The organism is Citrobacter sp. KTE151 (assembly GCF_000398845.1).
Lineage (GTDB): Bacteria > Pseudomonadota > Gammaproteobacteria > Enterobacterales > Enterobacteriaceae > Citrobacter > Citrobacter braakii.
The window spans coordinates 101,688-121,628 of record NZ_KB976069.1; the positions used below are offsets into that span (position 1 = coordinate 101,688).

Genomic DNA, 19,941 nt, shown 5'->3' on the forward strand with positions numbered 1-19,941 from the left:
AGCTCCGTGCGTAGGTTATCGCCGGATGGCAGCGTTTACGCCTTATCCGGCCTACAGAACATCGGCTGTCCGGTAAGCGAAACGCCACCGGGCATCAGGTTTACTGCACCGCTTTAGTCACGCTGGTCATGGCGCCCAGGGCGGCGGTCAAACGGTCAAGGTCGTCGAGCTGCGCTTTCAGCGCCGAGGTTTTGCTGGTTTTCTCTTCCTCGTTCAACCCTTTGTTGCCCTTCACGCCCTGCATCTCTTTAAACAGCGCCAGTTGGCGAATCGGTACCAGTTGCAGGTCGCTGGAGGCACGGAACGGTGCCCATCCCAGGCGTTCCAGTACGGTTTTCTGTTCCGGCGTTTTGCCGTAATTCATAAAGAAGTCGTACACCTTGTCCTTGGTGGTTTCGGAGAGGTTTTTGCGCCAGACGATCGGATCGCCCGGGATCAGCGGTGACTTCCAGATAACCTTCAGCTCTTTCAGTTTTTCCGGCGCGGAGGTTTTCAGCTTGTCGAGGTTTTCGGTGTTGTTGGTGGCGACATCGACCTGTTTGTTGGCGACGGCCAGCGCGTTGGTTTCGTGTCCGGCGTTAACGGTGCGTTTGAAGTCGCTGGCGGAGATGTTGTTTTTGGCGAAGACGTAGTAACCGGGGACGAGGAAGCCTGACGTTGAGTTGGGATCGCCGTTGCCGAATGTCAGATCCTTACGTTTGGCGATCAGATCGTTCAGGTTGTTGATCGGACTGTCTTTGTTAACGATCAACACGCTCCAGTATCCCGGGGAGCCGTCTGCAGCGACGGTTTGGGCAAACACTTGTCCGTTAGCGCGATCTACCGCTTCCATTGCCGAGAGGTTGCCGTACCAGGCGATATCAACTTTGTTAAAACGCATTCCCTGAATGATCCCGGCGTAGTCCGGGGCGAAGAAGGCGTTCACTTTCACGCCCAACGATTTTTCCATGTCCTTCAGGAACGGTTCCCACTGTGGCTTCAGGTTTTGCTGTGATTCGGTCGAAATAATGCCAAAGTTCAGCGCTTTTTCTTGCTCTTCGGCCTGCGCCGGGCTGAACAAGGTGCTGATGCTGAACATGCTGGTAAAGGCCAGCGCGGCAACGGTCTTATAGCTCATGTTGTTTCCTTAATTAGTCTTTGTTCCAGGCTATTTCACTTGCCAGCCTGGCTGCGCCAATAACGCCTGGTTTTTTAGAACTATGCAGCCTGCGCGTTCTGTTCGACGCGGTTCATGCTGCGGTAGAGATGGTCAAAACGATCGTTATCAAAATGCTGGCTGCTGCCATCAAAGAAGACGTTGCCCTGACGAAGCGCGACAATGCGTTCGCAGTAGCGCAGGGCGTAATCCACCTGATGCAGCGTGACGACCACGGTGATGCCGTCGGTCTGGTTAATGTCGCGTAGGGTGTCCATCACGATGCGCGCGGATTCCGGGTCCAGCGAGGCTATCGGCTCGTCGGCAAGGATCACTTTGGCTTGCTGCATCAGCGCGCGGGCAATCGCCACGCGCTGCTGTTGCCCGCCCGAAAGCGTGGAAACGCGCTGGTATGCAAAGTGCGCCATGCCAACGCGGGTCAGCGCCTGTAATGCACGCTGTTTCTGTTCCTGGCTAAACCAGCTAAAACAGGTGCGCCAAAACGGCGTGCTGCCGAGTGCGCCAATCAGGACGTTTTCCAGTACCGTCAGGCGGTTAACCAGATTGAACTGCTGGAAGATGTAGCCGGTGTGGGCGCGGCTTTTGCGGATATCGCGCGCCAGGCGGCCTTCATGTTGAACGGTGCGACCCAGCAGTTCGACGTGGCTACCCGGGGATTTATCACCGACGATCAAACCGCTTAAATGACGTAAAAGGGTGGATTTGCCGGAGCCAGACGGCCCAAGCAGAGCCACCATCTCACCGGAACAGATGTTCAGATCAACCGCATTGAGCGCCTGATGTTGATTGAAGGACTTGGAGAGTTTTTCGACGCGAATAATCGTTTGCATGATGCGGCCTCCCTTAAAAAGTGGCCCCATCGTGGCGGATCAATGTGACGTTTTCGTTAAGGGATGGTTACTTGGTGATGAAGAGTTGAGCGATTTTTGATGACAGTACGGGAGGGCTGGCCTCCCGTTGGATTACTCTGTAGGTTGCTGCTGTTTGACGACGTTGATCATCCACGGTACGCCATACCGATCGCTCACTTTACCGAAACCATGAGCCCAGAAGGTTTCCTGCCAGTCCATTTCGATTTTTCCGTTTGCTGCCAGGTTATCAAACCAGCGTTTGCCTTCGTCGACGTTTTGCGTGTCGAGTACCAGCGTAAAGCCAGAGTAGTGGGCATTTCCGTCGGGGGCGCTATCGCTCATCATGATGTCGCTGCCCGCAACGCGCAGGTTGGCGTGGGCAATGGCGGTATCGGGGAATTTCATGCCTGAAGGGCAACCCTCTTCGCTGTTCTGCGCCGGTTTGGGCATTTCACCGAAGTTGATTTTGTAGAGTAGCTCAGCGCCTAATGTTTTTTGGTAGTAGGCGATAGCATCAGCGCAGTTGCCTGCGAAGGAGATATAGGGACTTAACGGCATAATCTTTACCTCAGGTAAAAGAAACCAGTTAAGTGTAGTTATCGTCTGCAAAAATAAGCCAGGCGGGAAGTATGAGCTTCCCGCCTGGCAGATGAGCTGGCATCGGCCTGATTGACGTAGCGCCATCAGGCAATTTGCATCAGTTCTTTTTCACAAACTCAGATTTCAGCTTCATAGGGCCAAAGCCATCGATTTTGCAATCGATGTTGTGGTCGCCTTCAACCAGACGGATGTTCTTCACTTTGGTCCCGATCTTCAACATGGAAGAGCTACCTTTTACCTTCAGGTCTTTCACTACGGTAACGCTGTCGCCGTCAGCCAGCAGGTTGCCGTTGGCATCTTTAACGATCAGTTCGTCGCTGTCCTGAGCCGGTTCAGCATCGTTCCATTCGTGAGCGCATTCCGGGCAGATGAACATGCCGTTATCTTCGTAAGTGTATTCGGAGTTGCATTGTGGGCAGTGTGGTAATGACATGTGGATTTCCTCAAAAGTCAGCAGGGGCAAATGCGCCCAAAAATGGCAGATTGCCGAAAAAGGCCGCAATTATACATAAAATCCCTGCTTTTGTCGGGACTACTGCGTGATTATGCAAAATGATCTGCTGTAAAGACCCTTTGCTTTTACCTCAATGAAAGTATGGCGGAATATTTTTTAAGGGAAATTGCTACGCTTAGGTATTTAAGATAAGGTGAGGCGAAATATCTGATATTCATAGGTAACGTTGCTTACGGATGCCTAAGCCATTGTGATTGAATATCATTGACCCCCTTAATTTTAGTAGGGGAATTACGCGGGTATTTTTTAAAACTGAACTACGCTGTTTATCTTTCTTACTTATTACATAAGTGAGAGGCATCCGGCCAGCGGTTATACGCCAAATTTATTTTAATAATATCAGTTGGTTGTTTTGATTTTAATTATTTCTACACGTAATTATAAAAGCCAAAAAATCTATAAATAAAACGATTGGGCTAAATAAAAGTAATGCCATTTGCGTTAAGGAAGAATTTTCCATGCACACACAGACAATATATGAATTAAGTCAGGAAGCGGAACGCTTGCTGATGCTCTCGCTTGAACATCTCAGGCAATTGCAAAAATTGCCTATGACGTCGTTGGATGATGTCGCGCTAAAACAAGGAGAGCATAGCAGACAGGTGGTTCAGCCCCTGCATTTCAGCGTGCGTGGCATGGATGTCCAGCAGGCAACGCTCAATAATGAACTGCGTAAGATTACGCGTCTGGAAATGGTGCTGGCGATTGTCGGTACCATGAAAGCGGGAAAATCGACGACGATTAACGCGATTGTAGGGACCGAAGTTTTACCTAATCGTAATCGTCCCATGACGGCGCTACCAACGCTAATTCGCCATACGCCGGGGCAGAAAGAGCCGGTGTTGCATTTTTCACATGTCACGCCTATCGATGCCTTAATGAAGGTTTTACAGCAGCGCGTACGCGAGTGCGATCGCCAGCGTCTTACGCAGACCCTGGAAATTGATAAGGATATGAATGTCCTGCTGCAGCATATTGAAAACGGCGTGGCATTTGAGCGGTATTATCTTGGCGCACAGCCTATTTTCCATTGCCTTAAAAGTCTGAATGACCTGGTGCGTTTGTCAAAAGCACTGGAAGTGGATTTTCCTTTTGCCGCCTATGCCGCGATTGAGCATATTCCGGTTATCGAGGTCGAATTTGTCCATTTGGCCGGTCAGGCGAGCTATCCTGGGCAATTAACCCTGCTGGATACGCCGGGGCCGAATGAGGCCGGGCAACCGCACTTACAGAAGATGCTGAATGAACAGTTGGCGCGGGCTTCTGCGGTACTGGTGGTGATGGATTACACCCAACTGAAATCGATTTCCGATGAAGAAGTGCGCCACGCGATCATGGCGGTCGGCAAGTCAGTGCCGCTGTATGCGCTGGTGAACAAATTCGATCAGAAAGACCGCAACAGTGACGATGAAGAGCAGGTGCGGGCATTAATTTCCGGCACGCTGATGCAAGGTGGGATTGCCCCGGAGCGAATCTATCCGGTTTCTTCGATGTGGGGATATCTGGCGAACAGGGCGCGTCATGAGCTGATGGCTCGCGGGCGTCTGCCGGATCACCAGGTGCAACGTTGGGTACAGGATTTTGCCGAAGCGGCGCTTGGCCGACGCTGGTGCACCAACGATCTTGAGGATACGGAGCACATCCGCCATGCAGCCGATCTGTTGTGGGAGGATTCGCTGTTTGAGCAGCCGATCCAGAAAGTGATTCATGCCGCTTACGCCAATGCTTCGCTGTATGCGCTACGCTCAGCGTCGCATAAGTTATTGAACTATGCGCAAAGCGCGCACGAATATCTGGAGTTTCGCGCCCATGGGTTAACGGTTGCCTATGAAAAACTGCGGCTGAACATCACGCATATTGAAGAGGATATGCAGCAGTTAGAAGTGAGTCAGGGGCGGGTGAGTGATGAAGTCAGTCATGAGGTCGAGCTGGCGCTGGAGGCTGCCGCGGCCTATCTCAATGAGCAACAGACTGAGATTCTGTGTGGCATCAACACGTTCTTTATCAAAGAAAACGTCCTGATGATGTCACAACATGGCCAGGGGGCTGGCGTTTCCTCGGCAGAAATGGCCGGAGAAATGCTGGTGTTGCACGATGAAGGGCAGGCGAAAATCGTGCTGGATAAAATGCGCTCGTCCTGTGAAGTTGTCTTGCTGGCAGCGCAGGAAAGCATCAGTCGGGATTTAGCTCTGCGCTTTGAACAGCTTGAGTCGACGCTGTCCCGGGCGCTAAATGACGCCATGCGCCCCATTGAGCAGCGGGTGAAAGAGGAGCTGAACCACGCTGGTTTTCGTGCGCGGATCCGTTTTCCGGCGTTTCATGCGGCGATGTTTAACTTCAACACCCGCCAGTTGTTCAACGAGGCCATTGAGCAGGATATTCCGGCGGAAAATGCGCCGTCAACTGGCGGTGTGGTGCGTGATACCTTCTCTCGCTGGTTGAATCAGCCCAACTGGGGATGGAATGAGTACGTCGAAACAAAAACGCGTTATCTCATTGATATGGGCGCACTGCATAAGAACCTTGTGCACTATGTCACCCAGTTTTGCCAACAAATTCGTAAAGCTTTAGCTGCGCAGGTCGATATTTCCGTTACGGCAGGCATGGCCACGTTTTTTGCTGATTTTTCACTGTGTTTGACGCAATTACAGGCGAGCCTGCGTGAGAGTCTGACCCTGCGCCAGCAAAATGAATCTGCGGTGAATGCCTTGAACGAACAACTGCAGCATCGCATTACGACTGCGGCATGGCTTTATGAAGATTCCCGTTTGCTGCGCGACGATATCAATACCCTTTTTGCAACCGAGCACACATGACTAACGTGTTACTGGAAGGCCCCGGGCGGACGCTGGAGTGTGTCTACCCGAAGTTTATGGTCGATCTGGTTCAGGGAGATGAAACCAAACGTTCCGGCGGTTTTCTGCAACAACAGCAGCGGCTGCGTGCGCGTCTGACGCAGGAGGTGTTATCCCAGACGCAACTGCGAGCATGGGTGTTGGCAGGTGTGTCCAGCGAGCATCTGGTGATGCGTCTAAAACTGGTGGAAAAACTGGCGGGCATGATCGATCCGGGCCATCTGGCGCTGGTACGGATCGCCGAAGGGTTGATGTTTTTACAACAAACCGAACACCCGCGTGGACTCTCCACGCCCGGTCTTCTGCAGCAGATAAATTCACTCGCTGACTGGTTTACCCAGCGCGGCGCTTATAAAGAGAAGGCGGTGACGCAACGCGGCCTGACGGTGCAAGCGGGCGAACATAGCGAGCAAATTTTTACCCGCTGGCGGGCTGGCGCGTATGACGGCTGGTCGTTACCTGGACGCTGTTTTGTGGCGTTAGAGGAGCTGCGTTGGGGAGCCTTTGGTGACGCCTGCCGGTTAGCAAATGCCGATGTGGTATCAATGCTAAAAGACAACCTGCGAACGATGGCTGCTCAGGCGCTGGCAGACAGCGTGAATGCGGCCCCCGCCACGCGTCATTACTATCATCATTGGCTCAGCACGCCGGTTGTTGGCGGCTCGGGTGAGCACAACGATATGTTGAGCTGGCTCGGAGACTGGTGCGATGCGCAGCGTCATCCGGTGAGCTGGTCGGTGACGCAGCGTTGGCAAAATGTGGCGTTGGGCATGCCGAGATTGTGTTCGGCGAAGCGCCTGGTTGATGCGATGGTTGAGGAGATTTTTGCACCGTCCCCGCTCATCAATTGAGCAGGAACGGTGAGTGGGATAAAGGCAGGTTTAGTGGTTCAGGGAGTCTGCCGGGGTAGCCGCCGTCTCATTGACGACAGGGTTTTTATTAAAACGTTTGGCATACAGCGCGGTGATAATCGGCACCAGAATCGCGGTGACTATCACGCTGGCGGCAACCAGCGCCGTAGCGGATGCGGCAACCGGTTCAAATGCCGGGTTAATCTGGGCGATAATCACCGGGTTTGCCACTGCAGCGCCGGCCGCAGAAGAGGCTGCTACGCCTGCCGTACCGTTCCCGCCACCAATAACGCGGTCAGCAATAATCAGCGGAATACCGGTGATGACGATAACCGCGACGCCCAGCAGGATGCCCAGCAGACCCGTATCAACGATGACGCTCAGGTTAATCGTGTTGCCCAGCGCGAAGCCGAAGAACGGGATCAGCACCGGCGTGGCTTTACTGAAGAAGGAACGCAGATCGTGATCCAGGTTACCCAACGCAAAACCAATCAGGAACGGTAATACCGCGCCGACAAAATGGTGTGGTTCGAAGGACGCCAGACCCGCGGAGCCGAGGATCACCATGGTCATTAACGGACCGGATTCCAGAGACATCAACACAAATGCGCCAGACTCTTCTTTGGTTCCGTACTGGTTCATCAGGCTGGCGTACAAACCGCCGTTGGTCATGTCCATCGCTGAAACAATTGCCAGTACCGAAAGACCGGCAAAGAACCCGGTTTGAATACCGGTATCAGGAATAAATGAAGCAGCAATCATTGCCACTACCCATGCCACGGCTATTTTAGTTAATACCAGTGTGCCGGATTTGCGTAATACCGTGCCGGTTGCTCGTAAATCAATCGATGCACCGATACAAAAAAACCACACTGCCAGAATCGGCACCGTTCCGCTGATCATTCCTTTGGTAAACGAACCGAAATACGCACCGGTATCCGGAGCTAACGTATTTAACACTGCGCCTAATAACAGAGGAATCAACATCATTCCGCCAGGGATGCGTTCAATCGTGGCTTTAATTTTCATAAGCGTCCTCATCTCTTGTCGCAGGTAATACACGCGAAAGAAAATAAAAATTAATAAATTCAAATGGTTACTGGTATTTCTTAACAAAGAAAACAGCTATCTCTTTGTTTTATAAAATCTAACGCGGCATACGTTGAGCGTGTTGCTGCTCCCAGGGATATTGCGTCTGGAATTAGTTTGCATTCATGGGAACATTGATTCAATCAAAATAAAACGATGTTTTAGTTATCTTCATCACATATTCCGAGCAAAAGTTCCTGAGTGCTCTGATTATTAAAAAAGCTGTGATCTTTTTGTGAAGAGATTAGGTGGGTTTTTGGCTAGCAGAATAATAGTGACTGTTGTGATTGTTGGTGCAACAAAGCGATTTATTCTTGTATTTAATTGCCAGAAAATCGCAAGCATTACATGTTAAAAAGTTGACTAAGAATGACCTGATTTACGCATGTTGACGAAATGGAAATCTATATGTGAAGTTGATCACAAATTTAAACACTGTTAGGGTAAAGAGGTCATTAACCGCCCAATCAGGCGTCAACAGGTTCGGTTGTACTGCTCGTTTCTCGTCAGTGTAAGTAAACCTGCTACGCTTGTTACAGGGAATGCGTCTGTGCATTCCCCGCTCGGTGATGACCTTGACGCAGGGGCGTTGAGGGACTCGATCTGTAGCGTGACAGGGCTAAGTCTATGAGGACGAGTATGCTAAAAAGGAAAAAAATAAAACCAATTACGCTGCGCGACGTTACCATCATTGATGACGGTAAACTGCGAAAAGCCATTACCGCGGCGTCGTTAGGTAATGCGATGGAGTGGTTTGATTTTGGTGTTTATGGGTTTGTTGCTTACGCATTAGGTAAAGTGTTCTTCCCGGGGGCTGACCCCAGCGTACAGATGGTTGCTGCACTTGCCACCTTCTCTGTTCCCTTTCTGATTCGACCGCTTGGCGGATTGTTCTTCGGTATGCTTGGCGATAAATACGGTCGTCAGAAGATCCTCGCTATCACCATTGTGATTATGTCGATAAGTACCTTCTGTATCGGTCTCATTCCCTCGTATGCCTCGATTGGTATCTGGGCGCCGATTCTGCTGTTGCTGTGTAAAATGGCGCAGGGGTTCTCGGTCGGCGGAGAGTATACCGGGGCGTCGATTTTTGTCGCAGAGTACTCGCCAGACCGTAAGCGCGGATTTATGGGCAGCTGGCTGGACTTCGGCTCGATTGCCGGGTTTGTGCTGGGTGCGGGCGTGGTAGTCCTGATCTCAACTATCGTCGGCGAAGAAAACTTCCTTGAGTGGGGCTGGCGTATTCCGTTCTTCCTGGCGCTACCGTTAGGGCTTATTGGCCTGTACCTGCGTCATGCACTGGAAGAGACTCCGGCGTTCCAGCAGCACGTGGATAAACTGGAGCAGGGCGATCGTCAGGGACTGCAGGACGGTCCGAAGGTGTCGTTTAAAGAGATTGCGACCAGGCACTGGCGCAGCCTGCTGGCATGTATTGGTCTGGTGATTGCCACCAACGTCACCTACTACATGCTGCTCACCTATATGCCGAGCTACCTGTCGCATAACCTGCATTACTCTGAAGACCACGGCGTGCTGATTATTATCGCCATCATGATTGGTATGCTGTTTGTGCAGCCGGTGATGGGTCTGCTCAGCGACCGCTTCGGACGCCGTCCGTTTGTGATTATGGGCAGTATTGCGCTGTTTGTGCTGGCTATTCCGGCATTTATTCTGATTAACAGTAACGTCATCGGCCTGATTTTCGCCGGGTTGCTGATGCTGGCGGTGATCCTCAACTGCTTTACCGGGGTGATGGCGTCAACGTTACCAGCGATGTTCCCGACGCATATTCGCTACAGTGCCCTGGCCGCAGCGTTTAATATCTCGGTATTGGTCGCCGGTCTGACACCGACGTTGGCCGCATGGCTGGTGGAAAGCTCGCAGAATCTGATGATGCCTGCTTATTATCTGATGGTGATTGCGGTGATAGGTTTAATTACCGGCGTGACCATGAAAGAGACGGCTAATCAGCCGCTGAAGGGGGCTACGCCTGCCGCTTCGGATATTCATGAAGCGAAAGAGCTCCTCGGCGAGCACTACGATAATATTGAGCATAAAATCGAAGATATCGATCAGGAAATTGCTGAGCTGCAGCTTAAGCGTACGCGCCTGGTGCAGCAGCATCCGCGGATTGATGAGTAATCATGTGATTTATCATATCCACTTAAGGTTGGCTTAATCTGTGTCAGGCAAACTCTCCTCCAGAGTATTGGAGGAGAGTGTCATGAAAAACCGCATTTATGAAAGTTTGACCACCGTGTGCAGCGTGCTGATCGTCAGCAGCTTTTTGTACGTTTGGGTGAGTTCTTACTGACCTTTCGCTAATTCCACCCAAGCGCGAGTACCGGTGGTTCCCTGACGATTTTGCAAATAGAAATGCCCGTGATGTAACTGGGTGATACGACTGACAATGCTCAGCCCCAGCCCAATCCCGCCAAAACGGCTGTCCATACGCACAAACGCTTTACTCAGCTCCCCGCATTTACTCTCATCAATGCCAGGGCCTTCATCTTCGACGGCGATAACGGCATCATGCTCTGTATTCAGGCTAATCGTAATATGGGTGCCTTCCGGGCTGTAACGATGCGCGTTCTCCACCAGATTTCGCAGCAGCATTCGTAATAGTGTCGCATCGCCACGTACGACAACGTCCGCCGTGCTTTGCGGTAGGAGCAGCGTCTGCTGACGCTGGTCCAGCATGGTGCTGAGTTCATCGTAGGAGGGCAAAATCACGTCCTCCAGCAGTTTGACGTGCTGGTAGCTCCCGGCCGAGAACGACTGTCCAACGCGGGCGAGTTGCAGCAGTTGCGACACGCTGTCCATCATTTGGTCAAGGCGGGCAATTAACGGTGAAACGTCGACCTTATGGGTTTTGGATAGTAATTCCAGATGCAGGCGAACGCCTGACAGTGGAGTGCGCAGTTCGTGGGCGACATCGGCGGTAAATAAGCGCTCGTTTTCAATGGTGCTCGTCAGCCGCGTCACCAGCTCGTTGAGCGCTGAGACGACCGCCTGGATCTCAACGGTTGAACTGTGAACTTCAATCGGAGCAAGGTTATCGGCTGCCCGCGTTTCTAACTCTTTTTGCAGATCCGCCAGCGGGCGAGTAATACGCCGCACTGCCTGGTAGCAAATCAGCAGCGTCAGGCTGACCATAAAGATACCGGGGACGATCAGGCTGGCGATGGCCTCGCGGATTTCATGCAGGATGTGGCGATCGTTGTTACGATTTTCGCGTAACGCCTGTTCGAATAGCTGTATTTGTTCGGTGCTTTCGTGCCACAACCAGAAGGTGCTAATCAACTGGAAGACCAGCAGAATAAGACCGATGGTCAGCATCAGGCGATGACGCAGCGGGAGCGGTTTTTTTAGATATTGCAGTAGCTTCACTTAGCTTTCCTCAGTGGCAACCAGCATATAGCCAAATCCCCTGACTGTGCGGATACGTGATTTACCCACTTTGTCCCGCAGGTTGTGAATGTGCACTTCCAGCGTATTGGTCGACGGTTCGTTATCCCAGCTGTAGATGTCGTTATACAGGATCTCCCGGTGTACCGGGCTGCCCGCTTTAAGCATCAGGCGCGACAGGAGTGCGTATTCTTTCGGCGTTAAGATAACCTCTTGTCCATCCATCCACACCTGGCGACGACCGATATTCAGCGTCAGGTTACTGACAATGAGTTCACTTTCACCCTGATTGTTATGACGACGCAGCAGCGCCCGGATGCGGGCATGCAGTTCTTCCAGTGCGAACGGTTTGACCAGATAGTCATCGGCGCCAACGTCCAGCCCGCTGACCCGGTCTTTCACCGTATCGCGGGCGGTGAGGATAAGCACTGGCACGGTGTATTTTTTCTGTCTGATGCGGTTCAGGAAGTGCAGGCCGTCTTCATCCGGTAAGCCCAGGTCCAGAACCACCAGACTGTAATGGCCGGTCTCCAGACACTGCTCCGCGGCACGGGCCGTTGATACGCCGTCGCAGGCATAGCCTTCTGTTTGCGCGGCGAGTATCAGTCCCTGTAATAACAACGTATCGTCTTCAACAATCAGAATTTTCATTCGTTTAGCCTCCCCGGCAGGGTTGCAGAATATCATCTGCCGCCTGATATTTCTGTGTTTGCACGCCTGTTAATCCCAGCAGGGTTGAGAAGAAATTATCCTGTGAGAAGTCCTCTGAGCCTGCCCGTTTTTGCAAACATGCCTGAGAGACTTGATAGCGTTGCTGATAATCTTCTGAGAGCCACAGCAGCATCGGCACATGTTTTTGCGTATCTGGTGCAATCGAATACGGCAGGCCGTGTAAATAGATGCCATTTTCCCCTAAGGATTCACCGTGATCGGAAAGGTAGACCAGGCTGGTGGTAAAATTATCCTGATGCTCTTTCAGTATATTGATTGCTTTATCAACAATATAGTCGACGTAAAGAATGGTGTTGTCATAGGTATTGACCAACTGTTGCTGTGAACACGTCTGGATTTCGTTGGTGTCACAGGTTGGCGTAAATTTCTTGAACTGCGCAGGATAGCGGTTGTAATAGGTCGGACCGTGGCTGCCGATGGTGTGCAGCACAATCACGCCGTCGCCTTGCAGGTTATTAATGTACTCTTCCAGCCCGTGGAACAGCACGTCATCGTAGCATTCCCCGTCAATACACTGCCCTGGCAGGTTCAGCTTAGTCATATTCTGGTGCGGTACCCGGTCGCATGCCCCTTTGCAGCCGCCGTCGTTATCGTTCCACAGAACGTTAATTCCCGCCCGCTGAATAATGTCGAGCACGCCTTCCTGATGCTGCGCCAGTTCTTCATCGTAGTGCGCGCGTGGCATACCCGAGAACATGCAGGGGACAGATACTGCCGTTGCCGTTCCGCAGGATGTGGTGCGGGGGAAATAGACTACATCATCTTTTTCCAGCAACGGGTTGGTCTGGCGCGAATAGCCTGACAGCGAGAAGTTATCGCCGCGTGAGGTCTCGCCGAGAACCACAATCGTCAGGTTCTTACGCTTTTCTTTCACCATCAACGGATTGCGATGGGCGTCTTCGCCAATGCGCACCAGCGGCAGGTGGGCCAGCCTTTGGTGTGAATACCAGGAAGAGGTCGCCACAATGCTGTTGGATGGGCTGAGGGATTTCACCAGTTCTTTATTGTTGCGAAACAGTGAGGCGTAATCTTTGTAGAAGAACGCGGCGACCAGCACGATCAGCAGCGCGGAGATCAGAATATTCGCGCCACGGAACAGTACGCTGCGCATGGCCGGGGCGATCGGTTTGATTCTTATCCAGCAGGCAATGAGCGCGGCGAGAATGCCGCTCACTCCGAGCGTGATGAGCATTTGCGGCGTCAGCAAAGCAAAGGTTTCGGCGGGTGTGGTGTCCATCATATTGGCGATCATCGAGCGGTCAATGATGATGCCGTAGGTCATGATGAAATATTGGGCCGATGCGCCAACCAGAATGAAAACGCAGGCCACCAGGCGATTAAGCCACAGGAATGAGGCCAGCGTCAGCACAATGTTCATGACGCTGAAAGCGACGACCGGCATCGACAAAAACACCAGCACGTTACGCACGGAATCCAGCGGCAGGGCTTGCAGCACTTGTTTATAGAACGCAATGTTCAGGAAAGTCGCAAGATAAAATGAGATCAGGAGAAGCCAGCTGATTAGCCCGAGAGTGGGTCTTTTAAACAGGTGCTTTAACATTAAGGGGGTTCCATCGACTAAGTGCTACAAATCCTCTCAAAGTAAAATTAAGCTAACCTTAAGTTCTTAATGTTGATTTCAGGAATCGCGGGGGGCGGCGTTGGCCCGATGAACTTACGCCATCGGGCAACGACGACTGTTTGCGTTAGTTATTGTTTACCGGAGCATCCAATGGATATGGGTTTTTATGGATCCGATTGTAGTTCAGTGCATACAGCGCGGTGATGATCATCAGTGTGACGAATGACCACATCACCTCTTTGGCACCGGAACCGACAACCGCCCAAATGCAGTAAACAAAAGCGATAAAGGTCACCAGTAAGTACATCGGACGCGCTTTACCAAAGTGACCATGGCCGAGCAGCAGCAGCGCGGCGCAGGTGTACAGATACGGCACCAGCGTGAAGATAACGGAGACCGAAGAGACCAGACCAAACTCTTTCGCAGCGTTTGGCGACATGCTGCTGAACTGGAAGATGGTCATCAGAACGCCGACGATAATTAACCCGGCTACCGGCGTACCGGCTTTGTTAACGCGGGCAAAAATCGGTGGGAACAGGCCGTCATCGGCTGCCGCTTTGGCGGTTTGCCCGGCAAGCAGCGTCCAGCCGCCCAAGGAACCCAGGCACCCGGCCGCGGCACAGAAGGAGACTATCGCCCCAGCGGTGTCACCCAGCGCCATGCGTGCGGCATCACCGAACGGGGAGGCTGAAACACGTAGCGCCGCGTTAGGGATCATACCCATAATCGCCGTGGTGGAGAGCACATAGCAAACGGCGGCAATCAGCACGCCGCCCATGGTGGCGATAGGCACGTTACGTTTGGGATTTTTAACCACACCTGCCGCGACGGAGGCGCTTTCCACGCCGATAAATGACCACAAGGTTACGTTCAGAGTGCTTTGAATCGCACCGAAGGTGTTCATGCCGCTGACGTTCCATGCCGCCATATAGGTTTCACCCCGGAACCAGAACCAGCCGAAGACGGCAATACCGACAATTGGTACCAGCGCCAGTACCGTTGCGACGGCCTGTACACGGGTGATCATTTTTGGTCCGACAATGTTCAGCAATACGAAGATCCACAGTACCACGACGCAGGTCAGCGTCAGGACCAGCGGATCTTTTAAGATGGGGAAGAAGTAGCTCAGGTAACCGACGCCAATAACCACCATGGCGATGTTACCAATCCAGCAAGCCAGCCAGTACAGGACGTTGGTCTGGTAGCCCAAAAAAGGACCGAAACAGCGGCGGGCATAAGCGTAAGAACCACCGGGACTGGAGTCTAAGGACGACATTTTCGCGTACACCATCGACAGCGCCAAAGCACCGATAATAGTGACCAACCATCCGTAGATTGCAATCCCGCCAGTTGACGCAAGGTTTGCGGGTAGCAGGAATACACCGGAACCCATAATATTCCCCGACACCATAAGGGTGACGGGGATTAAGCCCACTTTGTGAGCATCAGCATCCGTCGACATATTTAGTAACTCCTGATAAGGATAAATGACGTCTTATCATACCTCTTCAGAAGACTATTTTATGATGGCGGACTGGGGGTATCGCTAATGCTGATATTATTATGGCTTATCGCTAACTGATTAAAAATCAGGCAGCGGATGGCTCCCTATGTTGACTGACATAATGCAGAGGCGTCATCCCATAGAACTCTTTGAATACGGAAATAAAGTACGAGGTACTGTTATATCCGCACAGTTGAGAGACCTGGGAAATGTTTTTGCCATCCATCAATAATTGATTGACGGCATAACGCATGCGACACGTGGTAATTATTTGGCTGTAACTTGTATTTTCACTTTTGAGCTTTTTCTTTAACAAACTGGGGCTCAGGCATAAGCAACTGGCAACCATGCTTAAATTCCAGTCTTTATGTATATCGCTCTCAATAATGTGATAAACGCTGTCGCTGATACGACTGCGTAGTATATGCATGAGCAGAGAAATAAACTTTTTGCTGCCGAGAAAGCGTGATAATACCGTGAACAGTAGCGAGCGCGTGCGCACACTTTCACCTTCGTCCATTGTGTCCATTACGCTATATTGGGCAGCCACCCGGAAGACATCCGGCGTCAGACAGACGGCGGTCATCACTGGGTTGGCACTGCGTTGCCAGAGTGGGATCTGTGAAAGGTCTTTATTTAAAAAACGTAGATAGTCTTTAATGATATCACGGCTGATATGTACGACCAGTGCGTTATTAAGTGATGAGAAATCGATAATATTATTATCGCATGCTACCAGCGCCATATGATTAGCTTTTAAGCTGATGGCTTCTTTACCGTTAATCCTTAACCAAACATCCTTCTCCGTTAATACAACAACACAAGCTGCTCTGCTGCAAACCCTCATACCCAAACTCCAGGAATATGAACATAAAACACCGTAGCTCACCATCAGATGAACCATATCGGCTAAATTGAAATTGTATGATGAATCCAGGACCGCATTAAAATAACGTGTCTGAAATTAATTACAATGTTTGGTGGGAATTTTCTTATGTACACTTTTTTTTACGCAAGTGGAAACGTGATATTTGCGTATAAAAAAAGCGCGGGGTGGTCCCGCGCAAAAAGGTATGACAATGTTATTGTTTTGCAGCAATACTCAGGAATTACTCAAGCATGACATGTCTACCTTAAAAATCGGACTATCTATAAAGTGACATTATGCTTTCACGCACATGACGTGATATACACCGTCAATAATTTCCGTTCCTTCGGTTTCATGTTCAAATCCAGGGAAGTGGTGGTCCCAGGACTGCAACGAACGTAGATAACTAATCTGCGGGCTATTGGCGTCGCCAAAGTTTTCCCCGGACAGCAGCATTGGAATTCCCGGTGGGTAAGGAATTACGGAATTCGCAGCTATACGACCCGGCAGATTTTCAATGGCCACCATCTCAACGTTATCGCTGACTATCGCGTTATAGGCTTCACGCGGGGTGATTTCAGCAACAGGCAGGCCGGAGTAGGCCGCGTTGAGTCGGCTGCCAGGGTTGTTCTCTTTCAGCCAGGCAAACATGGTGTCGCCCAGATCGTGAATGCCCATGTTGGCGTAAGTGTCAGGATGTTCCTCAACCAGTTCTGGCATCACCTGCGCCAGCGGTGTATTGGCATCGTAATGGTGTTTGAATGAGCACAGGGTATTGATCAGCGTGCCCCATTTCCCACGGGTAATCCCCATTGAGAACAGGAACATAATCTGGAAATCGGTGGTACGGGTCGGCACGATACCGTGGCGGCCAAGCCAGGCGGTGACCAGCGCTGCCGGTACGCCGCTCTCTTCCAGTTCGCCATCATCGCCCATCCCCGGCGCCAGAATACTGACTTTGATTGGGTCCAGCATGCTCCAGTTATCCGGCAGGTCTTTAAACCCGTGCCAGGATTCACCCGGACGCATCACCCAGCAGTTCTGGTCAGTGGTCAGGAGTTGGGTTGGCGCGTCGGCAAAGTCATAAGTTTTGCCGGTCTGCGGGTCAGTCACCACTTCTTTGTTCCACGGTTTGAAGAACCAGTCGCCTTCGGCGGAAAATTCTTTGTACAAACGCGCCATGGCCTGACGGAAATCGACCGCTTCGTCGATCACTTCCTGGGTGAGCGACAGACCGCTGTTGCCGTCCATCATGGAGACAGCCACGTCGTTTGATGCGCAGATGGCATACAGCGGAGAGGTGGTGGCGTGCATCATGTACGCCTGGTTAAAGCGGGAGAAGTTCACAGCCCCACGGCCTTCACGGACGTGAATGTAAGACGCCTGAGAGAGCGCGTTCAGCAGTTTGTGGGTCGAGTGGGTCGCAAAAACGGTAGGGCCGTTATGATCGCCCGGCGCGCCACGCATAGCGTAGTGATCGGCATAAATTGGGTTAAAGCGGGCATAGCCGTACCAGGCCTCATCGAAGTGGATGCGATCGCTGGTTTGCGCGAGCAGGTCCTGGGCCTCTTTGGCGTTGTAGCAAACACCGTCATAAGTACAGTTGGTCACAACGCTGTAAGACGGTTTTTGCCCGGCCTTGCCTTTGGTCAGCGGGCTTTCGCTGATTTTTTTCTGCAATGTTTCAGGTTGCATTTCTTGCGGGTAGATTGGGCCGATAATGCCGTACCGGTTGCGACTTGGCACCATGTACACCGGTTTTGCGCCGGTGAGGATCAACCCCTGCTCGATAGATTTGTGGCAGTTACGATCCAGCACCACGACGTCGTTGTCGGTCATACAAGCCTGCATGATGGTGCGGTTAGAGCCGGAAGTCCCGACCACTACGGACCAGGATCGGTCAGCGCCAAACACGCGGGCGGCATATTTTTCGCTCTCGCCAAATGCGCCGGTATGATCAAGCAGTGAGCCGAGCGATGCGCGTTCAATACCCATGTCGCTACGGAATAAGTTTTCACCGTAGTAATCATGGTAAAAACGACCCGCCGGCGTTTTGGTAAATCCGACACCGCCCTGGTGACCAGGCGCCGCCCAGGAGTATTCATGGATGTCGCCGTACTTCATCAGCGCGCTGAACAGTGGCGGCAGAAGCTGCTGGCGGTAACGGGTCATCGCCGCAACGGCACGTCCGGCGATAAAGTCTGCGGTATCTTCCATAATCCAGGCGAATTCATCGACAAGCTCCAGCAGGTCGCGATCCAGCGATGCGGTGGCTTTTTCGCGATCGCCCAGCAGGAAAACGGGAACGTTTTGCTGGCGCTCGTGGAGCTTGCCGATCAATTGCCTGACGTTCAGGTGCTCGTCTTGTTGTTCCATTTGATAGCTAAACATCAGGCAATCAATGGCTTCATTAGCGGCGAGGATTGCGTAACCATCGTCGAATGAGGTGGACTTAATGACGGTAACATTTTGGCGGCTTAATGCGTCAGCCAGACGTTCGACAGCGCTACCGACCCAGGTGTCCTGATGCAGAAACTCACTTTCAACAATTAATACTTTCATCATCTTTTACCCGGTTGTGGAAAGGTTGCAATTTATGGATTGCAGACACACCGTATGAATGTGACGCAGGCAAGTATTATCCTGACAAAATGGGCTGTAAAGCGGGTGATAAATAGTCTGATTTGTGTTTAATTTGTTTTTAAACAAATGCTTATGGTTGCTTATTGGCGATTTTTCACCGCTGTTTATCGACAGGGGGAATATTTTTTTGGCTGATACTGATATCGGCGAACGATAGGGATCGTCGGCTGGGGTAACGCCGGTGGTTTCTGGCTGCTCAGCCAGCCATTGTTTGCCGGCGCTGCTGGCTCAGTTTGCGGTACTGCTGCGGCGACATGCCGACAAACTTGCTGAAGGTGTCATAAAAACGGCTGCTGGATCGGAATCCCGCGGTCAACGCGACGTCAAGAATGGTTTTATCGGTATCGCTAAGCAATGCGCGGACGTGATTGATCCGCATTGCGGTGATGTACTGCTTCATGGTGAGTTGCATCACGCGCTGGAAAATCCCCATCGCGTAGTTAGCGTTGAGCTTCACGTGTTCCGCGACGTCGTTGATAGTGAGCACCTGATCGTAGTTATCGGCAATAAAACTCAGCATCTGGCTTACGTAAAACTGGGCGTGCCGCGAAACGCTGTTTTTGTGCGTCCGCGAAGTTTTATTGACCAGGATTGGCTGCCAGCCGGAAAGGCTAAACCGCTTGAGCATCAGACCAATTTCATCAATGGCGAGCTGGCGAATTTGCTCGTTCGGGTTGCTCAGCTCCTGTTGCCAGCGTTGAACTTCAAAGGTGCTTAGCTGCTGCGACGCCAGCGATTTGATGACCATGCCATGGGTAACGTGGTTGATCAGTTCGCGATCCAGCGGCCAGGAAAGGAAAAGGTGCATCGGTAAATTGAAGATAGCCATGCTTTGGCAGCTGCCCGGACGCGTGAGCTGATGCGGCGTACAGGCCCAGAAAAGCGTAATGTGTCCCTGTTTTATCTGCACCACTTCGTTGTTGATGAGGTACTCAACGTCGCCATCAAACGGCACATTAATCTCCACCTGCCCATGCCAGTGGCTGGCAGGCATAGCATGCGGTGAGCGCAGCTCAATATCCATCCGTTGATATTCTGAGTACAGCGACAATGGGCTGCGGGTTTGCTCTTCATCGCTGCTGCACATGTGCGGATCGGGGGGAAGAGGCGATGTCGGTAATGTACTCATGGTTGCTCCATTTCCTGAATTATCAGAATCATGTCATTTGCTGCGCATTAAGGCTGAGAATCAGGACACAAATCGGACCGATATCATTGAGCATAGTGAGATTTTGGGGCCGCATACTCTGCTTTTTGTGCAATTTTGTCCCATAAACTCAGATCCAGT

16 protein-coding genes are annotated in these 19,941 nt (G+C 51.7%); 4 read left to right on the forward strand and 12 right to left on the reverse strand.

Going from position 1 to position 19,941, the window contains the following annotated elements:
- Nucleotides 1–100: 100 nt before the first annotated feature.
- The 4 genes from phnD to WC7_RS00135 all read right to left on the reverse strand — a co-directional run bounded on the left by phnD (nt 101) and on the right by WC7_RS00135 (nt 3,040).
- Complete coding sequence (phnD, locus tag WC7_RS00150; RefSeq protein ID WP_016155399.1) at nt 101–1,117, reverse strand: phosphonate ABC transporter substrate-binding protein; 1,017 nt, start codon at nt 1,115–1,117, stop codon at nt 101–103.
- An 80-nt stretch (nt 1,118–1,197) separates the two neighbouring features.
- Entirely contained in the window at nt 1,198–1,986 is a 789-nt protein-coding gene (phnC, locus tag WC7_RS00145) for a phosphonate ABC transporter ATP-binding protein (RefSeq protein WP_016155400.1), read from the reverse strand.
- 132 nt (nt 1,987–2,118) lie between these two features.
- Entirely contained in the window at nt 2,119–2,565 is a 447-nt protein-coding gene (gene yjdN / locus WC7_RS00140; RefSeq protein ID WP_016155401.1) for a VOC family metalloprotein YjdN, read from the reverse strand.
- A 139-nt stretch (nt 2,566–2,704) separates the two neighbouring features.
- The gene (locus WC7_RS00135) at nt 2,705–3,040 is read right to left on the reverse strand and encodes a zinc ribbon domain-containing protein YjdM (RefSeq protein WP_003031835.1); all 336 of its coding nucleotides are present in this window, start codon (nt 3,038–3,040) and stop codon (nt 2,705–2,707) included.
- Nucleotides 3,041–3,579: 539 nt separating this feature from the next.
- On the opposite strand from WC7_RS00135, the gene crfC reads away from it, so the two are divergent.
- Entirely contained in the window at nt 3,580–5,937 is a 2,358-nt protein-coding gene (gene crfC, locus WC7_RS00130; protein WP_016155402.1) for a clamp-binding protein CrfC, read from the forward strand.
- Nucleotides 5,934–6,827, forward strand: coding sequence for a diguanylate cyclase regulator RdcB family protein (locus tag WC7_RS00125; RefSeq protein WP_016155403.1), 894 nt, complete (start codon nt 5,934–5,936; stop codon nt 6,825–6,827). Before crfC ends, WC7_RS00125 begins: the two co-directional genes overlap by 4 nt.
- 30 nt (nt 6,828–6,857) lie before the next feature.
- Here WC7_RS00125 and kdgT read toward each other — a convergent pair whose 3' ends face one another.
- A complete protein-coding gene (gene kdgT / locus WC7_RS00120; RefSeq protein WP_016155404.1) occupies nt 6,858–7,856 on the reverse strand; it encodes a 2-keto-3-deoxygluconate transporter in 999 nt (332 codons plus the stop codon).
- A gap of 699 nt (nt 7,857–8,555) precedes the next feature.
- Here kdgT and proP point away from each other — a divergent pair.
- A complete protein-coding gene (proP, locus tag WC7_RS00115; RefSeq protein WP_016155405.1) occupies nt 8,556–10,058 on the forward strand; it encodes a glycine betaine/L-proline transporter ProP in 1,503 nt (500 codons plus the stop codon).
- A gap of 82 nt (nt 10,059–10,140) precedes the next feature.
- Nucleotides 10,141–10,230 carry an LpxT activity modulator PmrR gene (pmrR, locus tag WC7_RS00110; RefSeq protein WP_016155406.1) on the forward strand — a complete coding sequence of 30 codons (90 nt, stop codon included), beginning with the start codon at nt 10,141–10,143 and terminating at the stop codon, nt 10,228–10,230.
- Here the strand turns inward: pmrR and pmrB are convergent.
- From pmrB to melR, 7 genes are all read right to left on the reverse strand, one after another.
- Entirely contained in the window at nt 10,224–11,306 is a 1,083-nt protein-coding gene (pmrB, locus tag WC7_RS00105) for a two-component system sensor histidine kinase PmrB (RefSeq protein ID WP_016155407.1), read from the reverse strand. The genes pmrR and pmrB overlap by 7 nt on opposite strands.
- Nucleotides 11,307–11,975 carry a two-component system response regulator PmrA gene (pmrA, locus tag WC7_RS00100; protein WP_016155408.1) on the reverse strand — a complete coding sequence of 223 codons (669 nt, stop codon included), beginning with the start codon at nt 11,973–11,975 and terminating at the stop codon, nt 11,307–11,309. It lies immediately after the preceding gene.
- A 4-nt stretch (nt 11,976–11,979) separates the two neighbouring features.
- On the reverse strand, nt 11,980–13,617 hold the full coding sequence (gene eptA, locus WC7_RS00095; protein ID WP_016155409.1) for a phosphoethanolamine transferase EptA: 1,638 nt from the start codon (nt 13,615–13,617) through the stop codon (nt 11,980–11,982).
- A gap of 145 nt (nt 13,618–13,762) precedes the next feature.
- A complete protein-coding gene (gene adiC / locus WC7_RS00090) occupies nt 13,763–15,100 on the reverse strand; it encodes an arginine/agmatine antiporter (RefSeq protein ID WP_016155410.1) in 1,338 nt (445 codons plus the stop codon).
- Between the two features lie 127 nt (nt 15,101–15,227).
- Nucleotides 15,228–15,989: an AraC family transcriptional regulator gene (locus WC7_RS00085; RefSeq protein ID WP_016155411.1), complete on the reverse strand. Its 762-nt coding sequence runs from the start codon at nt 15,987–15,989 to the stop codon at nt 15,228–15,230.
- Between the two features lie 315 nt (nt 15,990–16,304).
- Nucleotides 16,305–18,572, reverse strand: a complete 2,268-nt coding sequence (gene adiA, locus WC7_RS00080; RefSeq protein ID WP_016155412.1) for an arginine decarboxylase — start codon at nt 18,570–18,572, stop codon at nt 16,305–16,307.
- A gap of 277 nt (nt 18,573–18,849) precedes the next feature.
- Nucleotides 18,850–19,782: a transcriptional regulator MelR gene (gene melR / locus WC7_RS00075; RefSeq protein WP_016155413.1), complete on the reverse strand. Its 933-nt coding sequence runs from the start codon at nt 19,780–19,782 to the stop codon at nt 18,850–18,852.
- Between the last annotated feature and the right edge of the window lie 159 nt (nt 19,783–19,941).

Coding starts and splice junctions, on each gene's coding strand:
- phnD (WP_016155399.1), bottom strand. CDS start 1,117: ATGAGCTATAAGACCGTTGCCGCGCTGGCCTTTACCAGCATGTTCAGC.
- phnC (WP_016155400.1), bottom strand. CDS start 1,986: ATGCAAACGATTATTCGCGTCGAAAAACTCTCCAAGTCCTTCAATCAA.
- yjdN (WP_016155401.1), bottom strand. CDS start 2,565: ATGCCGTTAAGTCCCTATATCTCCTTCGCAGGCAACTGCGCTGATGCT.
- WC7_RS00135 (WP_003031835.1), bottom strand. CDS start 3,040: ATGTCATTACCACACTGCCCACAATGCAACTCCGAATACACTTACGAA.
- crfC (WP_016155402.1), top strand. CDS start 3,580: ATGCACACACAGACAATATATGAATTAAGTCAGGAAGCGGAACGCTTG.
- WC7_RS00125 (WP_016155403.1), top strand. CDS start 5,934: ATGACTAACGTGTTACTGGAAGGCCCCGGGCGGACGCTGGAGTGTGTC.
- kdgT (WP_016155404.1), bottom strand. CDS start 7,856: ATGAAAATTAAAGCCACGATTGAACGCATCCCTGGCGGAATGATGTTG.
- proP (WP_016155405.1), top strand. CDS start 8,556: ATGCTAAAAAGGAAAAAAATAAAACCAATTACGCTGCGCGACGTTACC.
- pmrR (WP_016155406.1), top strand. CDS start 10,141: ATGAAAAACCGCATTTATGAAAGTTTGACCACCGTGTGCAGCGTGCTG.
- pmrA (WP_016155408.1), bottom strand. CDS start 11,975: ATGAAAATTCTGATTGTTGAAGACGATACGTTGTTATTACAGGGACTG.
- eptA (WP_016155409.1), bottom strand. CDS start 13,617: ATGTTAAAGCACCTGTTTAAAAGACCCACTCTCGGGCTAATCAGCTGG.
- adiC (WP_016155410.1), bottom strand. CDS start 15,100: ATGTCGACGGATGCTGATGCTCACAAAGTGGGCTTAATCCCCGTCACC.
- WC7_RS00085 (WP_016155411.1), bottom strand. CDS start 15,989: ATGAGGGTTTGCAGCAGAGCAGCTTGTGTTGTTGTATTAACGGAGAAG.
- adiA (WP_016155412.1), bottom strand. CDS start 18,572: ATGAAAGTATTAATTGTTGAAAGTGAGTTTCTGCATCAGGACACCTGG.
- melR (WP_016155413.1), bottom strand. CDS start 19,782: ATGAGTACATTACCGACATCGCCTCTTCCCCCCGATCCGCACATGTGC.